This window comes from Streptomyces sp. NBC_00154, from assembly GCF_026342835.1.
Taxonomy (GTDB): Bacteria; Actinomycetota; Actinomycetes; order Streptomycetales; family Streptomycetaceae; genus Streptomyces.
The window spans coordinates 3,314,083-3,331,294 of sequence record NZ_JAPEMI010000001.1 but is presented as its reverse complement, the minus strand read 5'-3'; the positions used below and the strand labels follow the sequence as shown (position 1 = coordinate 3,331,294).

Below are 17,212 nucleotides of genomic sequence, written 5' to 3'. Positions count from 1 at the left end.
CAGTGCACTATCGGGGTGGGAGGTGGCGTGATGATGACGCACGCGGCGTACGACTGCGATGTGCTGGTGATCGGCGGCGGGATCGTCGGCCTGTCGACGGCGTATGCGATCACGCGGACCGCTCCGGGCACGCGGGTGACGGTGCTGGAGAAGGAGTGGGGCCCGGCGCGCCATCAGACGGGGCGCAACAGCGGAGTGATCCACAGCGGTATCTACTACCGCCCTGGCTCGCTGAAGGCCCGCTACGCGGTGCGCGGCGCCGCGGAGATGGTCGACTTCTGTGCGGAACACAGCATCCCGCATGCGGTGACCGGCAAGCTGATCGTCGCGACCGAGCGGTCCGAGCTGCCCCGGCTGCACGCGCTGGTGCAGCGCGGCCGCAATCACGGGCTGCCGGTGCGGGAGCTGGGACCTGCGCAGATCGCGGAGTACGAGCCGCAGGTGCGCGGGCTCGCGGCGATCCGGGTCGGGACGACCGGGGTCTGCGACTTCAAAGCGGTCACCGAGCGGTTCGCGGCCGAGGTGCGTGGCGCGGGCGGGCTGATCCGGTTCGGGGCGGAGGTCACGGCGATCGACCGCCGTCCCTGGGGTGTGGCGGTGCGGACGGCGGACGGACGGGTGGTGCGGGCCAGGGTCCTGGTCAACTGCGCGGGGCTGCAGTGCGACCGGGTGGCGCTCCTCGCGGGCGACGACCCGGGCATGCGGATCGTGCCCTTCCGCGGGGAGTACTACGAGCTGGCCAGGCCGGAGCTGGTGCGCGGGCTGGTCTACCCGGTCCCCGACCCTGCCTTCCCGTTCCTCGGGGTGCATCTGACCCGGGGCCACGACGGCAGCGTCCACGTCGGGCCGAACGCGGTGCCGGCGCTGGCCCGCGAGGGGTACGGCTGGCCGGTCGTACGCCCGAATGAGCTCTTGGACACGCTGGCCTGGCCCGGCTCCTGGCGGATCGCACGCAGGCACTGGCGGTACGGGGCGGGAGAGGTGCACCGTTCGCTGTCGAAGCGCGCGTTCACGGCGGCGGTGCGGCGGCTGCTGCCCGAGGTCACCGAGGACGATCTGCGTCCCGTCGCGGCCGGTGTCAGGGCCCAGGCGGTGCTGCGCGACGGCACGCTGGTGGACGACTTCCTGATCCGCGAGGCCCCGCACACCGTGCACGTACTGAACGCTCCGTCGCCCGCCGCCACGGCCTCGCTGCCCATCGGGCGGGAGGTGGCACGCAGGGCGCTGCTCCGGGCACGCGGGACGGGATGGAAGCCGCCCGCCGTAGAATCGGGGCATTGTGTCTGAGTCCTTGAATCCCGCCCCCGAGACCGACGAGTCCCACGATCTGCGTGCCGCCGCCTTCGAGCGGCAGCGCAGGCTGCGTCAGGAGCCGCGCTTCCCCGGCGGGCCCGCCGCCGATCCGGCCGGCTCGCACCACGAGCGCCGGATCCGCAGTTTCCAGCCGCGCCGCAGCCGTGTCACACCCGGCCAGGAGGACGCTCTGCAGCGGCTCTGGCCGAAGTGGGGTCTGGACATCGACGGGCAGTCGGTCCTCGACCTGCCGGAGCTTTTCGACGGGCTCCCGGTCGTGCTGGAGATCGGCTTCGGGATGGGTGAGGCCACCGCCCGGATGGCGGCCGACGATCCGGGCACCGGCATACTCGCCGTCGATGTGCACACCCCGGGCCAGGGCAACCTGCTCGGTCTCGCGGACCGGAACGGACTGTCCAACATCCGGGTGGCCAACGGCGACGCGATCATCCTGCTGCGCGAGATGCTGCCGCCGGACTCGCTGGACGGGCTGCGGGTGTACTTCCCCGACCCGTGGCCCAAGAAGCGCCACCACAAGCGGCGGCTGATCCAGCCCGAGTTCCTCGATCTGGTGGCGCAGCGGCTGAAGCCGGGGGCCGTGCTGCACTGTGCGACCGACTGGGAGCCGTACGCCGAGCAGATGCTGGAGGTGCTGACCGCGCATCCCCGCTTCGAGAACACCCAGGCGGACGGCGGCTACGCACCGCGGCCCGCGTTCCGGCCGCTGACCCGGTTCGAGGGACAGGGCCTGGACAAGGGCCATGTCGTGCACGACCTGCTGTTCGCCCGCCGCTGAGCCATGAGCCGCTGAGCTGCTGATTTACTGACGGATCGGTACGTATCCCCCGTCGCCCCATGGTCAGTTGTCAGTCCCTCTCGTTAGGGTCATCGGGTGTCCGACGGGTCTGTGCAGCAGCAACAGTCGCAGCCGGCCGTCCCGCTTCTCCAGGAGCAGCGGGTCGGCGAGATCCTGGCGGCCGTACCGGAGCGGGGCCAGTGGCGCTACCGGCCGCACCAGGTCGGCCTGGTCTGGCGGAGCAAGACGTTCCGTGTCGGCGCGGTCTTCACCGTGCTGGCTCTCTGCGGGCTGGTGATCCTCGCGCTGGTCCGCGATCAGACGGGTACGGAGGGGTTCCTGGTCGGTCTGGGCCTCGCGGTACTGCCCGTGCCCCTGCTGATGGCGGCGTTCCGCTGGCTGGACCGGGTCGAGCCGTGGACCTGGCGGAATCTGCTGTTCGCCTTCGCCTGGGGCGCGTGCGCCGCCGCCCTGATCGCGATCATCGCGAATTCGTTCGCGACCCGCTGGATCGCGACGGCCACCGCCGATCCGGCGAGCGCGGACACCCTCGGCGCCACGGTGATAGCACCGGTGGTCGAGGAGAGCGCGAAGGCCACGGCCGTCCTGCTGATCTTCCTCTTCCGAGGGCGCCACTTCAGCGGCATCCTCGACGGCGTCGTCATCGCGGGCTTCACCGCGACGGGCTTCGCCTTCACCGAGAACATCCTCTATCTGGGCAATGCCTTCGGCGAGGACCAGCAGATAGGCGCCTCGGGCTTCGCGTCGGTGACGGCCGCGACGTTCTTCGTACGCGTCGTGATGACGCCGTTCGCGCATCCCCTCTTCACCGTGCTGACCGGCCTGGGTTTCGGATTCGCGGCGCTCTGCGCACGTCGCCACCGCCTCCGCCGGATCCTGCTGCCGCTGCTCGGGCTGATCCTCGCGATGGGCATGCACGCCCTGTGGAACGGCTCGGGGGCGTTCGTTCCGTACGGCTTCTACGTCGTGTACGGCGTGTTCATGGTCCCGGTCTTCGGGCTGGTCACCTGGCTGGTGATCTGGTCGCGCCAGCGGGAGCTGCGGACACTGGCCACCGAGCTGCCCGCCTATGCGGCAGCCGGCTGGCTCACCCCGGCGGAGCCGCTCGCGCTCTCCTCGATGCGGGCCCGCGGTATGGCCCGGGACATGGCGCGCCACCAGCACTCGAGTGCCTACGGAAGCGCGAGTGCCTACAGCACCTCGTACGGAGTGCCGTACGGCAGCAGCCGGGTCGTGGCGCAGGTCCGCAGTCATGCCAAGGCGCAGGCCAAGGCGCACGGCAGAGCGGCCGCCCGTGCGGTCGCCGAGTACGAGTCGTTCGCGACGTCGCTGGCGTTCCTGCGCCGCCGGGCCCGCCGCGGGGCCGCGGACCCGGACTTCGTGGCGCGGGAGCTGGAGCTGCTGCACCATCTCTGGCAGCGCAGGGAGGTGGCCGGACCCGCGCTGACGTACGCGGCGCAGGCGACGGGCCGCCTGCGCCCCCGGTACATACCTGCAGGGCCGGCCCCGCACCCGCAGTACGGCGGCTACAGCCCGAACCCGTATCTGCCACCCCATGCCCAGCAGCCGTATGCCCGGCCGCCGTACGGCAGCGGCCCGCCTCCGCGCCTCTGGTGAGGGCTCAGGCGGATGCCTCGGTGAGCTCCGCCAGTTCCTGCTCGGTCAGCTGAAGGTCGGCCACGGCCACCAGGGCGGGCACCTGCTCGACCGTACGGGCGGAGGCGATCGGGGCGGCGACAGTCGGACGGGCGGCGAGCCAGGCCAGGGCGACGGTCGCGATCTCGGCGCTGCGCTCCTTGGCGACCTTGTCGAGTCCGGCCAGGACCTTCTGTCCGCGCTCCGACGCCAGGTACTGGCCGGCCTTCTCGGCCCGCGCGCTCTCCACCGACGCGCCCGGACGGTACTTGCCGGTGAGGAAGCCCGAGGCCAGGGCGAAGTACGGGACGGCGGCGAGACCGGCGCGGGCGGCCGTCTCCTGGAGCTCTCCCTCGTAGGTGTCGCGGGAGACGAGGTTGTAGTGCGGCTGCAGGGCGACGTATCGGGCGATCCCCTCGCGCTCGGAGAAGTCCAGGGACGCCTGGAGCCGCTCCGGGCTGATGTTGGAGGCGGCGATCTCGCGCACCTTGCCCTCCTTCACCAGCTGGTCGAGGGCGGTGATGATCTCCTCGACCGGAACGGTCTCGTCGTCGAAGTGCGTGTAGTAGAGGTCGATGTGGTCGGTGCCCAGCCGGCGCAGCGACTCCTCGGCCGCGGCCTTGATGGTGGCGGCGGAGAGCCCCTTGTACGCGGGGTGGGCGCCGACCTTGGTGGCGACGACGATGTCGGAACGGTTGGCGCGTGCGGCGAGCCACTTGCCGATGACCGTCTCCGACTCGCCGCCCTCGTTGCCGGGGATCCACGCGGAGTACGCGTCGGCGGTGTCCAGGAAGTTGCCGCCCGCCGCGACGTACGCGTCGAGTACGGCGAACGACTGCGCCTCGTCGGCGGTCCAGCCGAAGACGTTGCCACCGAGCGCGAGCGGGAAGACCTGGAGGTCGGAAGAGCCGAGCTTACGAAGAGAAGTCATAAATGGATCAACGGACTCCGCCGCGCCCGCTATTCCGTACCGGGGGGTCCACACGGGTATCCGCACCGGCGTCGCAAGGACCCGGATATGAACAGACCGGCAGCCCTGACGTCGGGGGGTGAGCGTCAGGACTGCCGGGTTCGAGGGGCCGGAGAACCGGCGCGGGCTCAGACGGTGAGGCCCTTGTCGCGCAGCCAGGTCATCGGGTCGATGCCCGTGCCGTCCGGGGTGTGGACCTCCAGGTGGAGGTGGGGTCCGGTCACGTTGCCGGTGGCTCCGACACGGCCGATGGTGTCACCGGTGGTGACCTTCTGGCCGACGCTGACGTCGATCGACGACTGGTGGCAGAACCACAGCTCCGTACCGTCCTCGAGCTCCAGGACCGTGCGGTAGCCGTACGAACCGGACCAGCCCGCCGACTTGATGGTGCCGCTGTGGACGGCCTTGATCGGCGTGCCGGTCGGCGCCGCGAAGTCGAGTCCGGTGTGGTAGCCGGAGGACCACATCGAACCGGCCTGGCCGAAGGTCGAGGTGATCGTGTACGAGGAGGTGGGGATGGCGTAGGAGGCGGCGAGCTTGGCGAGCCGTGCGGCCTCGGCCTTCGCCTTCGCCTCTTCCTCCGCCTGCTTCTTCTCGGCGGCGACCTTGGCCTCGGCGACGTCCTGCTTCGCCTTGGCCTCGGCGGCAGCCTTCTCCGCGGCGGCCTTCTCCTCAGCGGCCTTGGCCTCCGCGTCGGCGGCGTTCTGCTGCTGCTCGGCCTGCTGGAGGATGCGGGCGCGCAGCGCCTCGCCGGCGTCGGTGGTGCCCTGCTCGGCCTCGGCAGTGGTGATGCCGGCGCTGGTGAGCGGGGCGGTGGCAGCCGCGGACTTCGCCTGGTCGGTGGCGGACTCGTCGGAGAACAGGGCACCCACGCCGGGAAGGGACTTGGCGTCGGGGAGGTTGTCCGCGAGGGAATCGGGAAGAGAGATGGAGACCGGCGGCTTGCTCTGCGCGGTGGCCATGCCACCCGCGCCCACGGCCGCGATGACGCCGACTCCGAGCACCGTGGAGCTGCGGGCCAGCCCGTTGCGCTGCTTGACGACGCGGTGCTTGCCGCGTACGGGGCGAACGGACTCCTCCGTGGGGTTCCATTCCTCCCACGCCCGTTCGGTCCCACCGAAACCGTCGGTCGCGAACTCAGTGGTGAACTCGGCGCCGAAATCGGTCCGCTGCTCGGTTCCGTACTCGGTCGTGAAGTCGGAGCCGAACCGGGAGGGGGCTTCGGGGGCAGGCTTGTTGGACGCCACGGGGGCGCACTCCTTTCCTTCCTTCTCGCCTACCGGGTTAGCTGACGGGTTCGGAGCAGGAAGGTCTCCTACGGATCCCTCTGCCTCTCACGAGACACAGGTGTCCGATTCACCCCATGTAGGTGGTTCCCCGGTTCCCTTGCGGAATTCGGCGCTCGCGCACGGTGCCGCCACTGACGACGGCTGGGACAACCGCGCTGCGTTATCGAACGTTAATAGACGGACGGGTCCGATTCCAAGCCGTTCCCACTGATCGTTAACGGCCTTGGCCTGGACTTTACGGGACACAATCGGGCGGAAACGGGCGAGTTGATCGCCACTCAGCCACCACCCGTTTTCTGACGTTGTATCAAATGTTATGCGGAGCGAGGCCTTTCGATTACGCACGGTGGCATCGCCCTGCAGAACCCCTTCACCGACTCAGCTCTTCCTCACTCGCGTCCCGGCCCACGATCTTCACAGTCCTGCGCCGCTTCGGCTGCCCCCGCGCGGGCCGTGCGACCGCGAGCAGCGCCATGTCGTCGGTGGACCTGCCGCCGGTGTGCAGCCGTACGTCGTCAGCCAGCGCGGACAGCAGCTCCTCGGGCCCGGGAAAGATCCGCCCGCGCAGCCGGGCCGCCGGATCGTAGAAGTCGCCTTGGGTGTCGCGCGCCTCGGAGAGCCCGTCCGTGTACGTGAGCAGCGTCATCCCGGCGGCCAGCTCCCATACGTCGGCCCGGTCCGTCCACACCCCCAGGTCCATGCCGAGCGGCAGCGCGGGCACGGTCGGCGACAACACCTCCAGTGAGCCGTCGGGGTGGAGCAGCAGCGGCTCGGGGTGGCCGCGGTTGACGATCCGTACCTCGGCCGCACCGGGCGGGATCTCGGCGAGCACGGCGGTGACGAACCCTTCGACCGGATCGATCCCGCCCTGCCTGGCCCCCTCCCGCGCCAGCGCCCGCTCCAGCCTCCGAGCCACGCCCTCCAGCGAATCCTCCTGCTCGGCGGCCTCCCGGAACGCGCCGATGACCACCGCCACCGTCCCGACCGCTTCGAGCCCCTTGCCCCGCACGTCCCCGACCACGAGCCGTACCCCGTACGAGCTCTCCGCCACGGCGAACAGGTCACCGCCGACGAATTCGTCCGCCTGGGCCGCCTCGTACCGCGCGGCGACATGGAGCCCCCCGATCCGCTCGGACGGTGTCGGCAGCACGGCCCGCATGGCGGTCTCCGCGATGACCCGCGCCGAAGCCAGCTGCTCGTTGCTGCGCCGTACGACCCGGTTGATGACGACGGCAAGGATTGCGACCGTGAACACGGTGACGAGCTCGATGAATGGCACGACGTGCAGCAGACCTTCGCCGGGCACCCGCAGCGAGAGGATCGAGAAGACCGCGGCGACGCCCGTGAGGACGGTGCTGGCCGGCGAGAAGAACGGTGCGGCGATCAGCGGAGCGGCCACGAACATCGGCACGGCGGTGAAGGGGGGTGGGCTGAGGTAGTCGAACACGAGCCCACCGACGATCATCAGAATCGGCAGCGCACGCACGAACCACCAGGCCCAGCCGCGCACCACGGCCCGCCCCCTGACCCGCCCCCCGCGCAGCTTCGTCGCCATCCCCACCTGTGGTCTCCTGCCCGGCGCGCCCTGTGCTGTCCTGGGCGGTGCGCCCTGTGGTCTCCTGCCCCGTGCACGCACGGCTGTCCCGACCTGCACGCGCACGGCTGCGGGCATGGGCCCGCTTCCCAGGCTTGCCGGAGCGGCGTCGCGCGGCGACTCCTCATCGGCCGAAGGGGGGACGGAAAACACGAATCAGGCCCGGCACGCTTAATGCATGCCGGGCCTGATTCTTCAGTAGCGGGGACAGGATTTGAACCTGCGACCTCTGGGTTATGAGCCCAGCGAGCTACCGAGCTGCTCCACCCCGCGTCGGTAAACACAACTCTACGCCATCAGGAACGGACTGCTGACCACCAATGAAATGGCTGCCCGATCCAACGGCCCCGACGCCTTTCCGCACCTTTCCCGCACCTGCCAGGCGCAGGTCAGTTCGAGTCGGTGATGTGCGGCGCCCGCTTCGCGTCGACCGCCGGTTTCCCCGCGCTCGCGCTGCGCTGGAGCGAGTGGAGGATGGCCAGCCCCTGGCCCACCACCCCGGCCGCCATCTCGTTGACCCCGTTGGTGCCGTTGAGCACGGTGAGGTTGGCCCCCTTCATCCCGCGGGCGGCCGCGTCGGCCAGCGTCGGCAGGTTCTCCACGATGCGATTGGCCGCGATCAGTTCCTGGTTGCCGTCCCGGAGCGAGGTGGCGCGGGCGGTGTTGGCGTCGGCCTGAGCCTGGGCCAGGGTCCGTTCGGCGTACGCGTTGCCGTCGGCCTGGAACTTCGCCCGGTCACGGGCGGCCTCGGCGAGCGTGCGCTGCCGGTACGCCTCGGCGTCCGCCGGACGCCTGACCTCCGCCTCCAGCCGCTGTGCGGCCAGCGCGGCCTGCCGCTCGGCCAGAGCCGTCTGCTCCTCGATGACCTCCTGCGACGCCCTGGCCTGGGCCAGGGGTCCGGCCTGGGCGGCGCGGGCGTTGTACTGCTCGGTCTCGGCGAGGAAGCCGGCCCGCTTGATCGCGGTGTCCCGTTCGTACTCGGCCTTGAGCGCCGCGGCCTGCTGCTCGCGCTCGGCCGCTTCCTGGTCGGCCCTGGCCTGCGCGATCCGGGCCTGGCTGGCGACGGCGGCCGCGTGCGGGGCGGCGAGGTTGTTGATGTAGCCGGTGGCGTCGTCGATCTCCTGGATCTGGAGGGCGTCCACGACGATGCCGAGTTTCTCCATCTCGCCGTGGCTGCCTGCGATGACCTCCTGGGAGACCCGGTTCCGTTCCCGGATGATCTGTTCGACGGTCAGCCCGCCGATGATGGAACGCAGGTGACCGGCGAAGATCCGGCCGGCGAGCTCCTCCATCTGCTCCTGCTCGGACAGGAAGCGGCGTGCGGCGTTGGCGATGGAGACGGCGTCGTCACCGACCTTGAAGACGGCGACTGCGCGGACGTTGAGACGGATGCCCTGCTGGGTGACGCAGTCCTCGGTGATCTCCGCCTCGCGCAGCGCCAGGGAGAGCATGCGCGCCTTCTGCTTCACGGGTACGACGAAACTGCCGTGGCCGGTGACGATCCGGAACTGGGTGTCCTGTGTCTGCCGCTTCGATCCGGAGATGAGCATCGCCTCGTTGGGGGCGGGAACGTGCCAGAACAACATGAGCGAACTCCTGCCGTAGGTCTTTTCATCTCGGCGTCGGTCCCTGGCGTCGGGTCTCGGCTCCGTTTCCTGCGTTCAGGCCGGCAGCCGTTCGACCATCACGCTGCGCGCCGAGACCGAGTCGACGACAACCACGCGTTCGTCCCTGTCGATCGACGTCGTCGACCATGCGGTGTAGGCCTCCGACCCACCCCGTACGGCCACCAGCACTTCGCCCGGGCCGCCCTGCGGGATCGGCACGGTCACGCGCCCGATCGCCCCGACCGGACTCAGGGCGGACTCATCTGCGGCTCTCATACGCCCTCGCCCACGCCTCCCTCATGATTCCAAGGTACTCCGCACCACCCCCGGGGGAACGGCCACGAACGACGACGAGCAGGCGTCCATATGTGGTGATATGACTGATTCAGAATTCAGACATTCGACGCTGCGCCACAGCGACGACCAGGGAGCCGAACATGGACGACTACCCCCTGCTCAATCTGTTCTGGACCATGCTCTGGTTCTTCCTCTGGATCATGTGGCTGTTCCTCCTCTTCAAGGTCATCGCGGACATCTTCCGCAGCGACGACCTGGGCGGCTGGGCCAAAGCGGGCTGGCTGATCCTGGCCCTGGTGCTGCCGTATCTCGGCGTCCTGATCTATGTGATCGCGCGCGGCAAATCCATGGGGAAGCGCGACCTCAAGGAGGCCCAGGAGAGAGAGGCCGCCTTCAAGGCGTACGTACGCGAGGCCGCAGGCCCCGGTGACACGGGTGGCGGTGCACCGAAGAGCCGCGGCAGCGTCGAGGAGCTGGCGAAACTCGCGGACCTCAAGGACCGTGGCGCCATCACGGAGGAGGAGTTCCGGCAGGCGAAGACGAAGCTCCTCATCTGAGCCGCATCGCCCCTCCGGCCCCCGGGGGCGTACTCCTCATCCCAGCCGTCCCGGCCCGCAATGGACCGGGATCCGCTGGATGCGGTTGTTGCCGAAGCCGCCGCGGTTCCACGGCTGGGTCAGGGGCTGGACCCGGCCCGCCGCATCGGTGGCGCGGGCGGCGAGGACATGGTTTCCGGGCGTGGCTATCCAGAACGACTGCCACCGTTGCCAGGCCCAGAGGTGGGCCCCGCTCCTGTCCGGCGGGGTGAGTTCGGCGTCGTACCAGGAACGGCAGTCGTCCGTGGTCACCTCGACCCGGGTGACCGGCGGCCACCCTGACCAGGCCCTTCCTTCCAGCAGCACGCGGCCGGGGCGTACGAAACGGATCCTGGACATGAAGTCCGGGTACCCCGGCGGGATCATCAGCGCCCGCGGGGCCATACGGGTGACGGGCCGGCCCGGATCACCGGGCTCCTGGCGGTAGCGGTAGGCCGTCGCCTGCTGGAAACCGGTGAACGGGGTGCCGGTGAGCCGGATCTCGCGGAGCCACTTCACATGCGCCATGCCGTACCAGCCGGGCACCACCAGCCGTAGCGGATGGCCGTGCTGCGGCGGCAGTGGCCCGCCGTTCATCCGGTACGCCACCAGCACTTCCGGGTCGTCTCCGGTGGCCACGTCCAGCGGCAGGCTCCGCCGGTAGTCCTGCTCGACGCCCCGCTCGACCCCGTGGTCGGCCCCGCTGAAGACAACCTCGACGGTGTCCGGCTCGACTCCGGCCTCGGCGAGCAGCAGCCGCAGCGGCACCCCGGTCCACTCCGCCGTACCGACCGCCTCTACCAGCCACGGCTGACTGACCGGGCGCGGTGCGAGCAGGGCCCGGCCGTTGCCCGCGCACTCCATCGTGACGCGGAGGGTGACGGCCGGGAACGACCGCAGGGCCGCCACGTCCAGTGCCAGCGGTCTGCGGACCCGGCCGTGCACGGTGAGCTGCCAGCCGTGGGAGCGCGCGACGGAGGTGTCGGGAACGTACGGGATGTCGTAGTGGACCAGTACGTAGTGCAGTCCGGGCGGGGTGAGGTCGTAGCGCAGCGCCTCCAGCGGCACTCCGTGGTTGCGGGCCGCGAGCGCGAGTTCCTCCGGGCTGATTCCCTCGCCGGGCCCGGCGAGGCGCGCCGATGGGCTGATGTCGCCGGCAAAGGGCCCTGGACCTCCATCCATGGCTTCATGGTGCGCCCGCCGGCGTCCGGCGCCCACCGCTCCCCGACACCGCATGTCGCTCTTTGCGCGGCGCTGCGCGATTGCACGGCCCCCCGCCCGGCGGGAGCGTGGAGGGATCGGCGGTCCGCGCGCCCGACAAGGAGACGACTATGGACGGCACCACTCTCGAAGCGATGCGAACCGCGCTGCGCGGCCCGGTCATCGGCCCGCAGGACCCGGAGTACCGCGAGGCCCGCACGATCTACAACGCCATGATCGACCGGCGTCCGGCTGCCGTGGTGCGGTGCGCGGACGCGGCGGACGTCATGGCCGCGGTCCGCTTCATCCGCGACGAAGGTCTCGAACTCGCCGTCCGGGGCGGCGGACACAGCGGTGGCGGACTGTGCCTGGTGGACGACGGCGTCACCCTCGACCTGTCGCCCATGCGCTGGGCGCACATCGATCCGAGCACCCGGACCGCCCGCGTCGGCGGCGGCAGCAGGCTCGCCGACCTCGACCACGCCGCCCACGGCTTCGGGCTGGCCACCCCGGCCGGAATCCAGTCCACCACGGGCATCGGCGGCCTCACCCTCGGTGGCGGCCACGGTCATCTCACCCGCAGCTACGGCCTGACGGTGGACAACCTGCTCGCAGCGGACGTCGTACTGGCCGACGGCAGCTTCGTCACCGCGAACGAGAGCGAGAACGCCGATCTGTTCTGGGCGCTGCGTGGCGGCGGCGGGAACTTCGGCGTCGTCACCTCGTTCAGCTTCCGGCTGCACCCGGTGGACACCGTGGGTGTGGCGATCACCGTGTGGCCGGTCGACCGGACCCGCGAAGTCCTCGAGTGGTACCGGGACTTCCTGCCGCAGGCGCCCGAGAAGCTGAACGGCTTCTTCGCGGCGCTCAGCGTGCCGCCCGGCCCGCCGTTCCCGGAGGAGCTGCACAGCCAGAAGGTGTGCGGCGTCGTCTGGTGCTGGACCGGCGACCCCGAACTCCTCGAAGAGACCCTCAAAGTCGTGAACGAACCGGGTCCGCCGGCCTTCCACTTCACGGCACCGATGCCGTACCCCGCGCTGCAGGGCATGTTCGACGAACTGCTCCCGGCGGGTCTGCAGTGGTACTGGCGCGGCAACCTCTTCGACCGGATCACGGACGGCGCCATCGACGTACACACCAAGTACGCCGAGAACCTCCCCACCGATCTGTCGACCATGCATCTGTACCCGGTCGACGGAGCCGCCCACAGACTCGGCCCCGACGACACGGCCTGGGCCTACCGGGACGCGGTCTGGTCCGGTGTCATCGCGGGCATCGACCCGGACCCGGACAGCGCCGAGAAGCTCAGGCAGTGGTGCGTGGACTACTGGGAGGAGCTGCATCCGCACTCGATGGGCGGCACGTACGTGAACTTCATCGGCGCGGGTGAGACGCAGGACCGGGTGAAGGCCACCTATCGCGGTCACTACGACAGGCTCGCGAAGATCAAGCAGGCCTACGACCCGGACAACTTCTTCCACGCCAACCAGAACATCACGCCGGCCGAGCAGCACTGACCGCTTCCGGCTCCTCGGTCGTGGGATGCCGTCCGGCGAGCGCGACGGCTTCGGCGGTCCTATCGTCAAAATATGGGTGTTTTCGTCAAGTTGGTCGAGAATCGTCCCCCCAAGGAATACGCGGAGCGGGGGGTGGCGGACATCTCGTACGCGGACGTCACGGAGGGCGACTCCGCGATGGTCTACGAGTACGACCTGCTCCCCAGCGGCGCCTTGAGGATCCTGCAGGTGCCGAGGGGGGAAGCCCCGGTCGTCCATGCGGTCTACGCGCCGGGCCTGTGGTTCCGCGTCGAGGGGCAGTGGCACGGCAGCACGGAATAGACGGAAAACGAATCCGCTTTAGGCCGATTTACGGTGTATCCTGAAAACAAGGACGCACACTCTCACGTGTGGCGCCCTGGAAGGGCCGGCTCCGGTGGCGAGACCATCGGGGCCGCTTCCATGTCCGCATCAACTCGGTGGTACGGGGATGATGCCCACGCCCATGAGGATCTGCTCCGCGGGCGTGCAGTTTCCGTCCTGTACGGGCGGAGTGCGGCAGCCCTGCGGACACGAGCTGCCCCGCGACGGATCGAACGGCATGCCGGAACCTTCCGTTCACCCCACTGGAACGAACACCGCTCGTGTCCTCGTGACCGGCGGTTCGTTACCCCCACCGTGATCATCTCCACCGTCGCCCGGCGCCTGGCCGCCGCCTCGCTGACAGCAGCCGCCCTGGCCGCACCCCTGCTCATGTCCTCGACCGCGCACGCCGACTCGCCGGAGTCCATCCTCTTCCTGACCGTCTCCGGCAGCGAGAACACCTGGATCCGCGGCATCGCCCTCCAGTGTCCGGCCACCTCCCAGGGCCACCACCCGAAGGCGGCGGAGGCGTGCGCCGCGCTGGACGAGGCGGGGGGCGACTTCGACAGGCTGCCCGGCGACCCGCACCTGTGCCCGCTGATCCTCGACCCCGTCACGGTCACCGCGAAGGGGATGTACGACGGCGACACGGTGGACTGGCAGCGCACCTACCCGAACGCCTGCGCCATGGAGGCGGCCGCGGGACCCGTCTTCGAATTCTGACCCGGGCTTCGACTCCGAACGCCCCTGCCCGGCCGACGCGCCGGGCAGGGGCATTCCGGCGTACGTATGGCGATGCTCACCCGGCCGGAACGATCTCGCCGGTCAGCGTGAACAGTAGAGTTTCGGCTGCGTCAGCCCCCGAACACCGAGGTACCGGCCGTGATCCCCGCAGAGCCCGCAATACCCCCGCCACCTGCGCCGACCGTGGTGGGGATCGGCGCCGACGGGTGGGCGGGGCTGCCGGAGAGCTCGCGCGCGGTGCTGCTCGATGCGCAGGCGGTGATCGGCGGTGCGCGTCAGCTGGACCTGCTGCCGCCGGTCTGTACGGGGCGCCGTGTGCCCTGGCCTTCTCCGCTGCGGCCCGCCGTGGCCGGTCTCCTTGCCGCGCATCGGGGGCTTCGGGTCGCCGTGCTGGCCAGTGGCGACCCCATGTTCTACGGCATCGGGCGCGCGCTCTGCGAGGAGTTGGGTGCCGGGAACCTCCGCGTCCTTCCGCATCCGTCGTCCGTCTCCTACGCCTGTGCCCGGCTCGGCTGGCCGCTGGAGGACACCGAGGTCGTCACGCTGGTGGGCAGACCCACCGCCCGGCTGGCCGCCGCCCTGCACGAGGGCCGGCGGCTGCTGGTGCTGAGCGCGGGCGCCGGAACCCCCGGGGAAGTGGCCGTGCTGCTCCGCGAACGCGGCTTCGGGCCCAGCCCTATGCGGGTGCTGGAACAGCTGGGCGGCGAGGCCGAGGACTGTGTCACGGGGACGGCCGACGGGTGGGCGCATCCGGCGGGCGATCCGCTCAACGTCATTGCGGTCGAGTGCCGTCGGGGCCCGGACGCACTGCGGCTCGGCGCCGTACCCGGGCTGCCGGACGGCGCGTACGAGCACGACGGACAACTCACCAAGCGTCATGTCCGCGCCGCCACCCTCGGGGCACTGGCCCCGGCGCCCGGCGAGCTGCTGTGGGACATCGGCGGCGGTTCCGGATCGATCGCCGTCGAGTGGATGCGTACGCACCCGTCCTGCCGTGCCGTCACCGTCGAGCGCGACCCGGTACGCGCCGGGCGCATCGCCCGTAACGCGGACCGACTCGGCGTCCCCGCGCTGCGTGTGGTCACCGACCGGGCCCCGGAGGCGCTCGCCGGACTGCCGGTACCGGACGCCGTGTTCATCGGCGGTGGGCTGACCGCGCCGGGGCTGCTCGACGCCTGCTGGGATGCACTGCCACCCGGCGGACGGCTGGTCGCCAACACCGTCACGCTGGAGTCCGAGGCGCTGCTCGCCGAGCGGTACCGGCGCCATGGCGGCGAACTGGTGCGGCTCGCGGTGGCGCACGCCGTGCCGGTCGGCGGCTTCACCGGCTGGCGGCAGGCCATGCCGGTCACCCAGTGGTCCGTGTGCAAGCCCGTCGGCACCTCCCCGATACCGTCCTCACCGTCCTCATCAGGAGAGAACAGATGACCGTGTACTTCATCGGCGCCGGGCCCGGCGCCGCCGACCTGATCACGGTGCGCGGTGCCCGGACGCTCGCTGCCTGCCAGGTCTGTCTGTACGCGGGCAGCCTGGTCCCCCGCGAACTGCTCGCCGAGTGCCCGCCGGACGCCCTTCTCGTCGACACCGCGCAGCTCAACCTCGACGAGATCACCGACGAACTGGTACGCGCCCACGAGGACGGGCACGACGTCGCCCGGCTGCACTCCGGCGACCCGTCCGTCTTCAGTGCGGTCGCCGAGCAGATGCGGCGGCTCGACGCGGCGGGTGTGCCGTACGAAGTGGTGCCCGGCGTACCGGCGTTCGCGGCGGCCGCCGCGGCGCTGAAGCGGGAGCTGACCGTGCCCACCGTCGGCCAGACCGTCATCCTCACCCGGATCGCCCACCGCGCCACGGCCATGCCGGACGGCGAGGACCTGGCGACGCTCGGGCGCAGCGGCGCACTGATCGTGCTGCACCTGGCCGCGCGGTACGTGGACCGGGTGGTCGAGGAACTGCTGCCGCACTACGGGGCCGACTGCCCGGCCGCCGTGGTGGCCATGGCATCCCGCCCTGACGAGCTGATCCTGCGCGGTTCGCTGAGCGACATCGCCGAGCAGGTGAAGGCCGCCGGAGTGATCCGTACCGCCGTCATCATGGTCGGCCGCACGCTGGGCGCCGAGCAGTTCCGCGACAGCCACCTGTACTCGGCGGAGCGCGACCGGCACGCCTGCTGACCCCGGAAGGACGGGGTCGGGAAAACAAGCGGTCAGTGGACTGCGCTGCGGCCGACGACCGCGCCCGCCCGGTCGATACAGATGACGTCCACGGCCACCGGCGCCCCACGCAGCACCGACAGCGCCTGGTCGCGCGCTGCCACCGCGACCAGGTCACCCAGCGAGACCCCGGCCGCCGCGCACAGCTGAAGGGCGGCCAGGCCCGTGTTGGCGTCCGCCACTTCGGCGGCCAGGGCCGCATCCGCGCCGCCCTGCCGGGCGAGTTCGGCGAGGAACCCCTTGTCGACCTGGGAGCGGGCCGAGTGCAGATCCAGGTGGCCCGCCGCGAGCTTCGACAGCTTCGCGAACCCGCCGCAGACCGTCAGCCGGTCCACCGGATGCCTGCGTACGTACTTGAGCACCGCTCCCGCGAAGTCCCCCATGTCGAGCAGGGCGATCTCCGGCAGGCCGTACTCGGCGACCACGGTCCTCTCCGAGGTCGACCCCGTGCACCCTGCCACATGCGTGTGTCCCGCCGCGCGGGCCACGTCCACGCCGCGGCGGATCGAGTCGATCCACGCCGAACAGGAGTACGGGACGACGACCCCGGTCGTGCCGAGGATCGACAGACCGCCCAGGATGCCCAGGCGCGGGTTCCATGTGGAACGGGCGATCTCCTCACCGTGATCGACGGACACGGTGATCTCGACGTCGCCCGTGGCCCCGTGGTCCGCAGCAACGCGCGCGATGTGGTCGCGCATCATCTGCCGCGGCATCGGGTTGATCGCGGGCTCGCCGACGTCGAGCGGCAGACCCGGGCGGGTCACCGTGCCCACCCCCGGACCGGCCCGGAACACCACACCCGAGCCGGGCGGCAGCCGCCGCACGGTGGCCCGCACCAGCGCGCCGTGCGTCACGTCCGGGTCGTCTCCCGCGTCCTTGACCACACCGACCGTCGCCCGCTCCCCGTCGAGCTCCTCCATCGCCAGCGCGAACGCGGGGGTCTGGCCCTTCGGCAGGGTGATCGACACCGGGTCGGGGAAGTCGCCGGTCAGCAGGGCCGTGTACGCCGCGGTCGTGGCCGCGGTCGCACAGGCACCGGTCGTCCAGCCGGGCCGCAGACCGGTGTGTTTGAGTTGGGCGCTGCGCCCGCCCTTCGCCTCACTCATGTCTGGACCG

General features: G+C 70.7%; 16 protein-coding genes, 1 tRNA gene and 1 riboswitch. Of the genes, 9 read left to right on the top strand and 8 right to left on the bottom strand.

The genetic code is table 11. The features are described from left to right. The first annotated feature begins 30 nt into the window (after positions 1-30). The 3 genes from lhgO (at position 31) to OHA03_RS14980 (ending at position 3,727) form a co-directional block, all read left to right on the top strand. Positions 31-1,287 carry an L-2-hydroxyglutarate oxidase gene (gene lhgO / locus OHA03_RS14990; protein ID WP_267004353.1) on the top strand — a complete coding sequence of 419 codons (1,257 nt, stop codon included), beginning with the start codon at positions 31-33 and terminating at the stop codon, positions 1,285-1,287. Further along, the gene (trmB, locus tag OHA03_RS14985; protein WP_267004352.1) at positions 1,280-2,089 is read left to right on the top strand and encodes a tRNA (guanosine(46)-N7)-methyltransferase TrmB; all 810 of its coding nucleotides are present in this window, start codon (positions 1,280-1,282) and stop codon (positions 2,087-2,089) included. Before lhgO ends, trmB begins: the two co-directional genes overlap by 8 nt. Before the next feature lie 96 nt (positions 2,090-2,185). Further along, positions 2,186-3,727 carry a PrsW family intramembrane metalloprotease gene (locus OHA03_RS14980; protein ID WP_267004351.1) on the top strand — a complete coding sequence of 514 codons (1,542 nt, stop codon included), beginning with the start codon at positions 2,186-2,188 and terminating at the stop codon, positions 3,725-3,727. Positions 3,728-3,731: 4 nt separating this feature from the next. On the opposite strand, the gene OHA03_RS14975 is transcribed toward OHA03_RS14980, so the two are convergent. From OHA03_RS14975 to OHA03_RS14950, 6 genes are all read right to left on the bottom strand, one after another. Next, positions 3,732-4,676, bottom strand: coding sequence for an aldo/keto reductase (locus OHA03_RS14975; protein ID WP_267004350.1), 945 nt, complete (start codon positions 4,674-4,676; stop codon positions 3,732-3,734). Between the two features lie 167 nt (positions 4,677-4,843). Further along, a complete protein-coding gene (locus tag OHA03_RS14970; protein ID WP_267004349.1) occupies positions 4,844-5,962 on the bottom strand; it encodes a M23 family metallopeptidase in 1,119 nt (372 codons plus the stop codon). Positions 5,963-5,973: 11 nt separating this feature from the next. Beyond that, positions 5,974-6,126: riboswitch (cyclic di-AMP (ydaO/yuaA leader) on the bottom strand. A gap of 248 nt (positions 6,127-6,374) precedes the next feature. Continuing rightward, entirely contained in the window at positions 6,375-7,559 is a 1,185-nt protein-coding gene (locus OHA03_RS14965) for a PP2C family protein-serine/threonine phosphatase (protein WP_267004348.1), read from the bottom strand. A 238-nt stretch (positions 7,560-7,797) separates the two neighbouring features. Then, a tRNA-Met gene (locus OHA03_RS14960) sits at positions 7,798-7,871 on the bottom strand. A 116-nt stretch (positions 7,872-7,987) separates the two neighbouring features. Continuing rightward, positions 7,988-9,184, bottom strand: coding sequence for an SPFH domain-containing protein (locus OHA03_RS14955; RefSeq protein ID WP_267004347.1), 1,197 nt, complete (start codon positions 9,182-9,184; stop codon positions 7,988-7,990). 75 nt (positions 9,185-9,259) lie between these two features. Then, positions 9,260-9,430 (bottom strand): hypothetical protein, encoded by a 171-nt coding sequence (locus OHA03_RS14950; RefSeq protein WP_267004346.1) that lies wholly within the window; start codon positions 9,428-9,430, stop codon positions 9,260-9,262. A 212-nt stretch (positions 9,431-9,642) separates the two neighbouring features. On the opposite strand from OHA03_RS14950, the gene OHA03_RS14945 reads away from it, so the two are divergent. Further along, positions 9,643-10,059: an SHOCT domain-containing protein gene (locus OHA03_RS14945; protein ID WP_267004345.1), complete on the top strand. Its 417-nt coding sequence runs from the start codon at positions 9,643-9,645 to the stop codon at positions 10,057-10,059. A 36-nt stretch (positions 10,060-10,095) separates the two neighbouring features. Here the strand turns inward: OHA03_RS14945 and OHA03_RS14940 are convergent, their stop codons facing one another. Beyond that, positions 10,096-11,259 carry a sulfite oxidase gene (locus OHA03_RS14940; protein ID WP_267004344.1) on the bottom strand — a complete coding sequence of 388 codons (1,164 nt, stop codon included), beginning with the start codon at positions 11,257-11,259 and terminating at the stop codon, positions 10,096-10,098. A 149-nt stretch (positions 11,260-11,408) separates the two neighbouring features. Here OHA03_RS14940 and OHA03_RS14935 point away from each other — a divergent pair, with 149 nt between their 5' ends. The 5 genes from OHA03_RS14935 to cobM all read left to right on the top strand — a co-directional run bounded on the left by OHA03_RS14935 (position 11,409) and on the right by cobM (position 16,054). Further along, entirely contained in the window at positions 11,409-12,794 is a 1,386-nt protein-coding gene (locus OHA03_RS14935) for an FAD-binding oxidoreductase (protein ID WP_267004343.1), read from the top strand. A 72-nt stretch (positions 12,795-12,866) separates the two neighbouring features. Next, positions 12,867-13,115: a hypothetical protein gene (locus OHA03_RS14930; protein WP_267004342.1), complete on the top strand. Its 249-nt coding sequence runs from the start codon at positions 12,867-12,869 to the stop codon at positions 13,113-13,115. Positions 13,116-13,451: 336 nt separating this feature from the next. Beyond that, positions 13,452-13,859, top strand: coding sequence for an SSI family serine proteinase inhibitor (locus OHA03_RS14925; protein WP_267004341.1), 408 nt, complete (start codon positions 13,452-13,454; stop codon positions 13,857-13,859). A 159-nt stretch (positions 13,860-14,018) separates the two neighbouring features. Further along, positions 14,019-15,308, top strand: coding sequence for a precorrin-6y C5,15-methyltransferase (decarboxylating) subunit CbiE (cbiE, locus tag OHA03_RS14920; protein ID WP_267004340.1), 1,290 nt, complete (start codon positions 14,019-14,021; stop codon positions 15,306-15,308). Then, entirely contained in the window at positions 15,305-16,054 is a 750-nt protein-coding gene (cobM, locus tag OHA03_RS14915) for a precorrin-4 C(11)-methyltransferase (RefSeq protein WP_267004339.1), read from the top strand. Before cbiE ends, cobM begins: the two co-directional genes overlap by 4 nt. A 32-nt stretch (positions 16,055-16,086) precedes the next feature. On the opposite strand, the gene OHA03_RS14910 is transcribed toward cobM, so the two are convergent. After that, the gene (locus OHA03_RS14910) at positions 16,087-17,202 is read right to left on the bottom strand and encodes a cobalt-precorrin-5B (C(1))-methyltransferase (RefSeq protein ID WP_267004338.1); all 1,116 of its coding nucleotides are present in this window, start codon (positions 17,200-17,202) and stop codon (positions 16,087-16,089) included. Between the last annotated feature and the right edge of the window lie 10 nt (positions 17,203-17,212).

Bases quoted from the DNA above. Each gene is read 5' to 3' on its own strand.
- OHA03_RS14965 (WP_267004348.1), bottom strand. From the start codon at position 7,559: ATGGCGACGAAGCTGCGCGGGGGGCGGGTCAGGGGGCGGGCCGTGGTG.
- OHA03_RS14975 (WP_267004350.1), bottom strand. From the start codon at position 4,676: ATGACTTCTCTTCGTAAGCTCGGCTCTTCCGACCTCCAGGTCTTCCCG.
- OHA03_RS14930 (WP_267004342.1), top strand. From the start codon at position 12,867: ATGGGTGTTTTCGTCAAGTTGGTCGAGAATCGTCCCCCCAAGGAATAC.
- cobM (WP_267004339.1), top strand. From the start codon at position 15,305: ATGACCGTGTACTTCATCGGCGCCGGGCCCGGCGCCGCCGACCTGATC.
- OHA03_RS14910 (WP_267004338.1), bottom strand. From the start codon at position 17,202: ATGAGTGAGGCGAAGGGCGGGCGCAGCGCCCAACTCAAACACACCGGT.
- OHA03_RS14955 (WP_267004347.1), bottom strand. From the start codon at position 9,184: ATGTTGTTCTGGCACGTTCCCGCCCCCAACGAGGCGATGCTCATCTCC.
- OHA03_RS14945 (WP_267004345.1), top strand. From the start codon at position 9,643: ATGGACGACTACCCCCTGCTCAATCTGTTCTGGACCATGCTCTGGTTC.
- OHA03_RS14935 (WP_267004343.1), top strand. From the start codon at position 11,409: ATGGACGGCACCACTCTCGAAGCGATGCGAACCGCGCTGCGCGGCCCG.
- OHA03_RS14940 (WP_267004344.1), bottom strand. From the start codon at position 11,259: ATGGATGGAGGTCCAGGGCCCTTTGCCGGCGACATCAGCCCATCGGCG.
- lhgO (WP_267004353.1), top strand. From the start codon at position 31: ATGATGACGCACGCGGCGTACGACTGCGATGTGCTGGTGATCGGCGGC.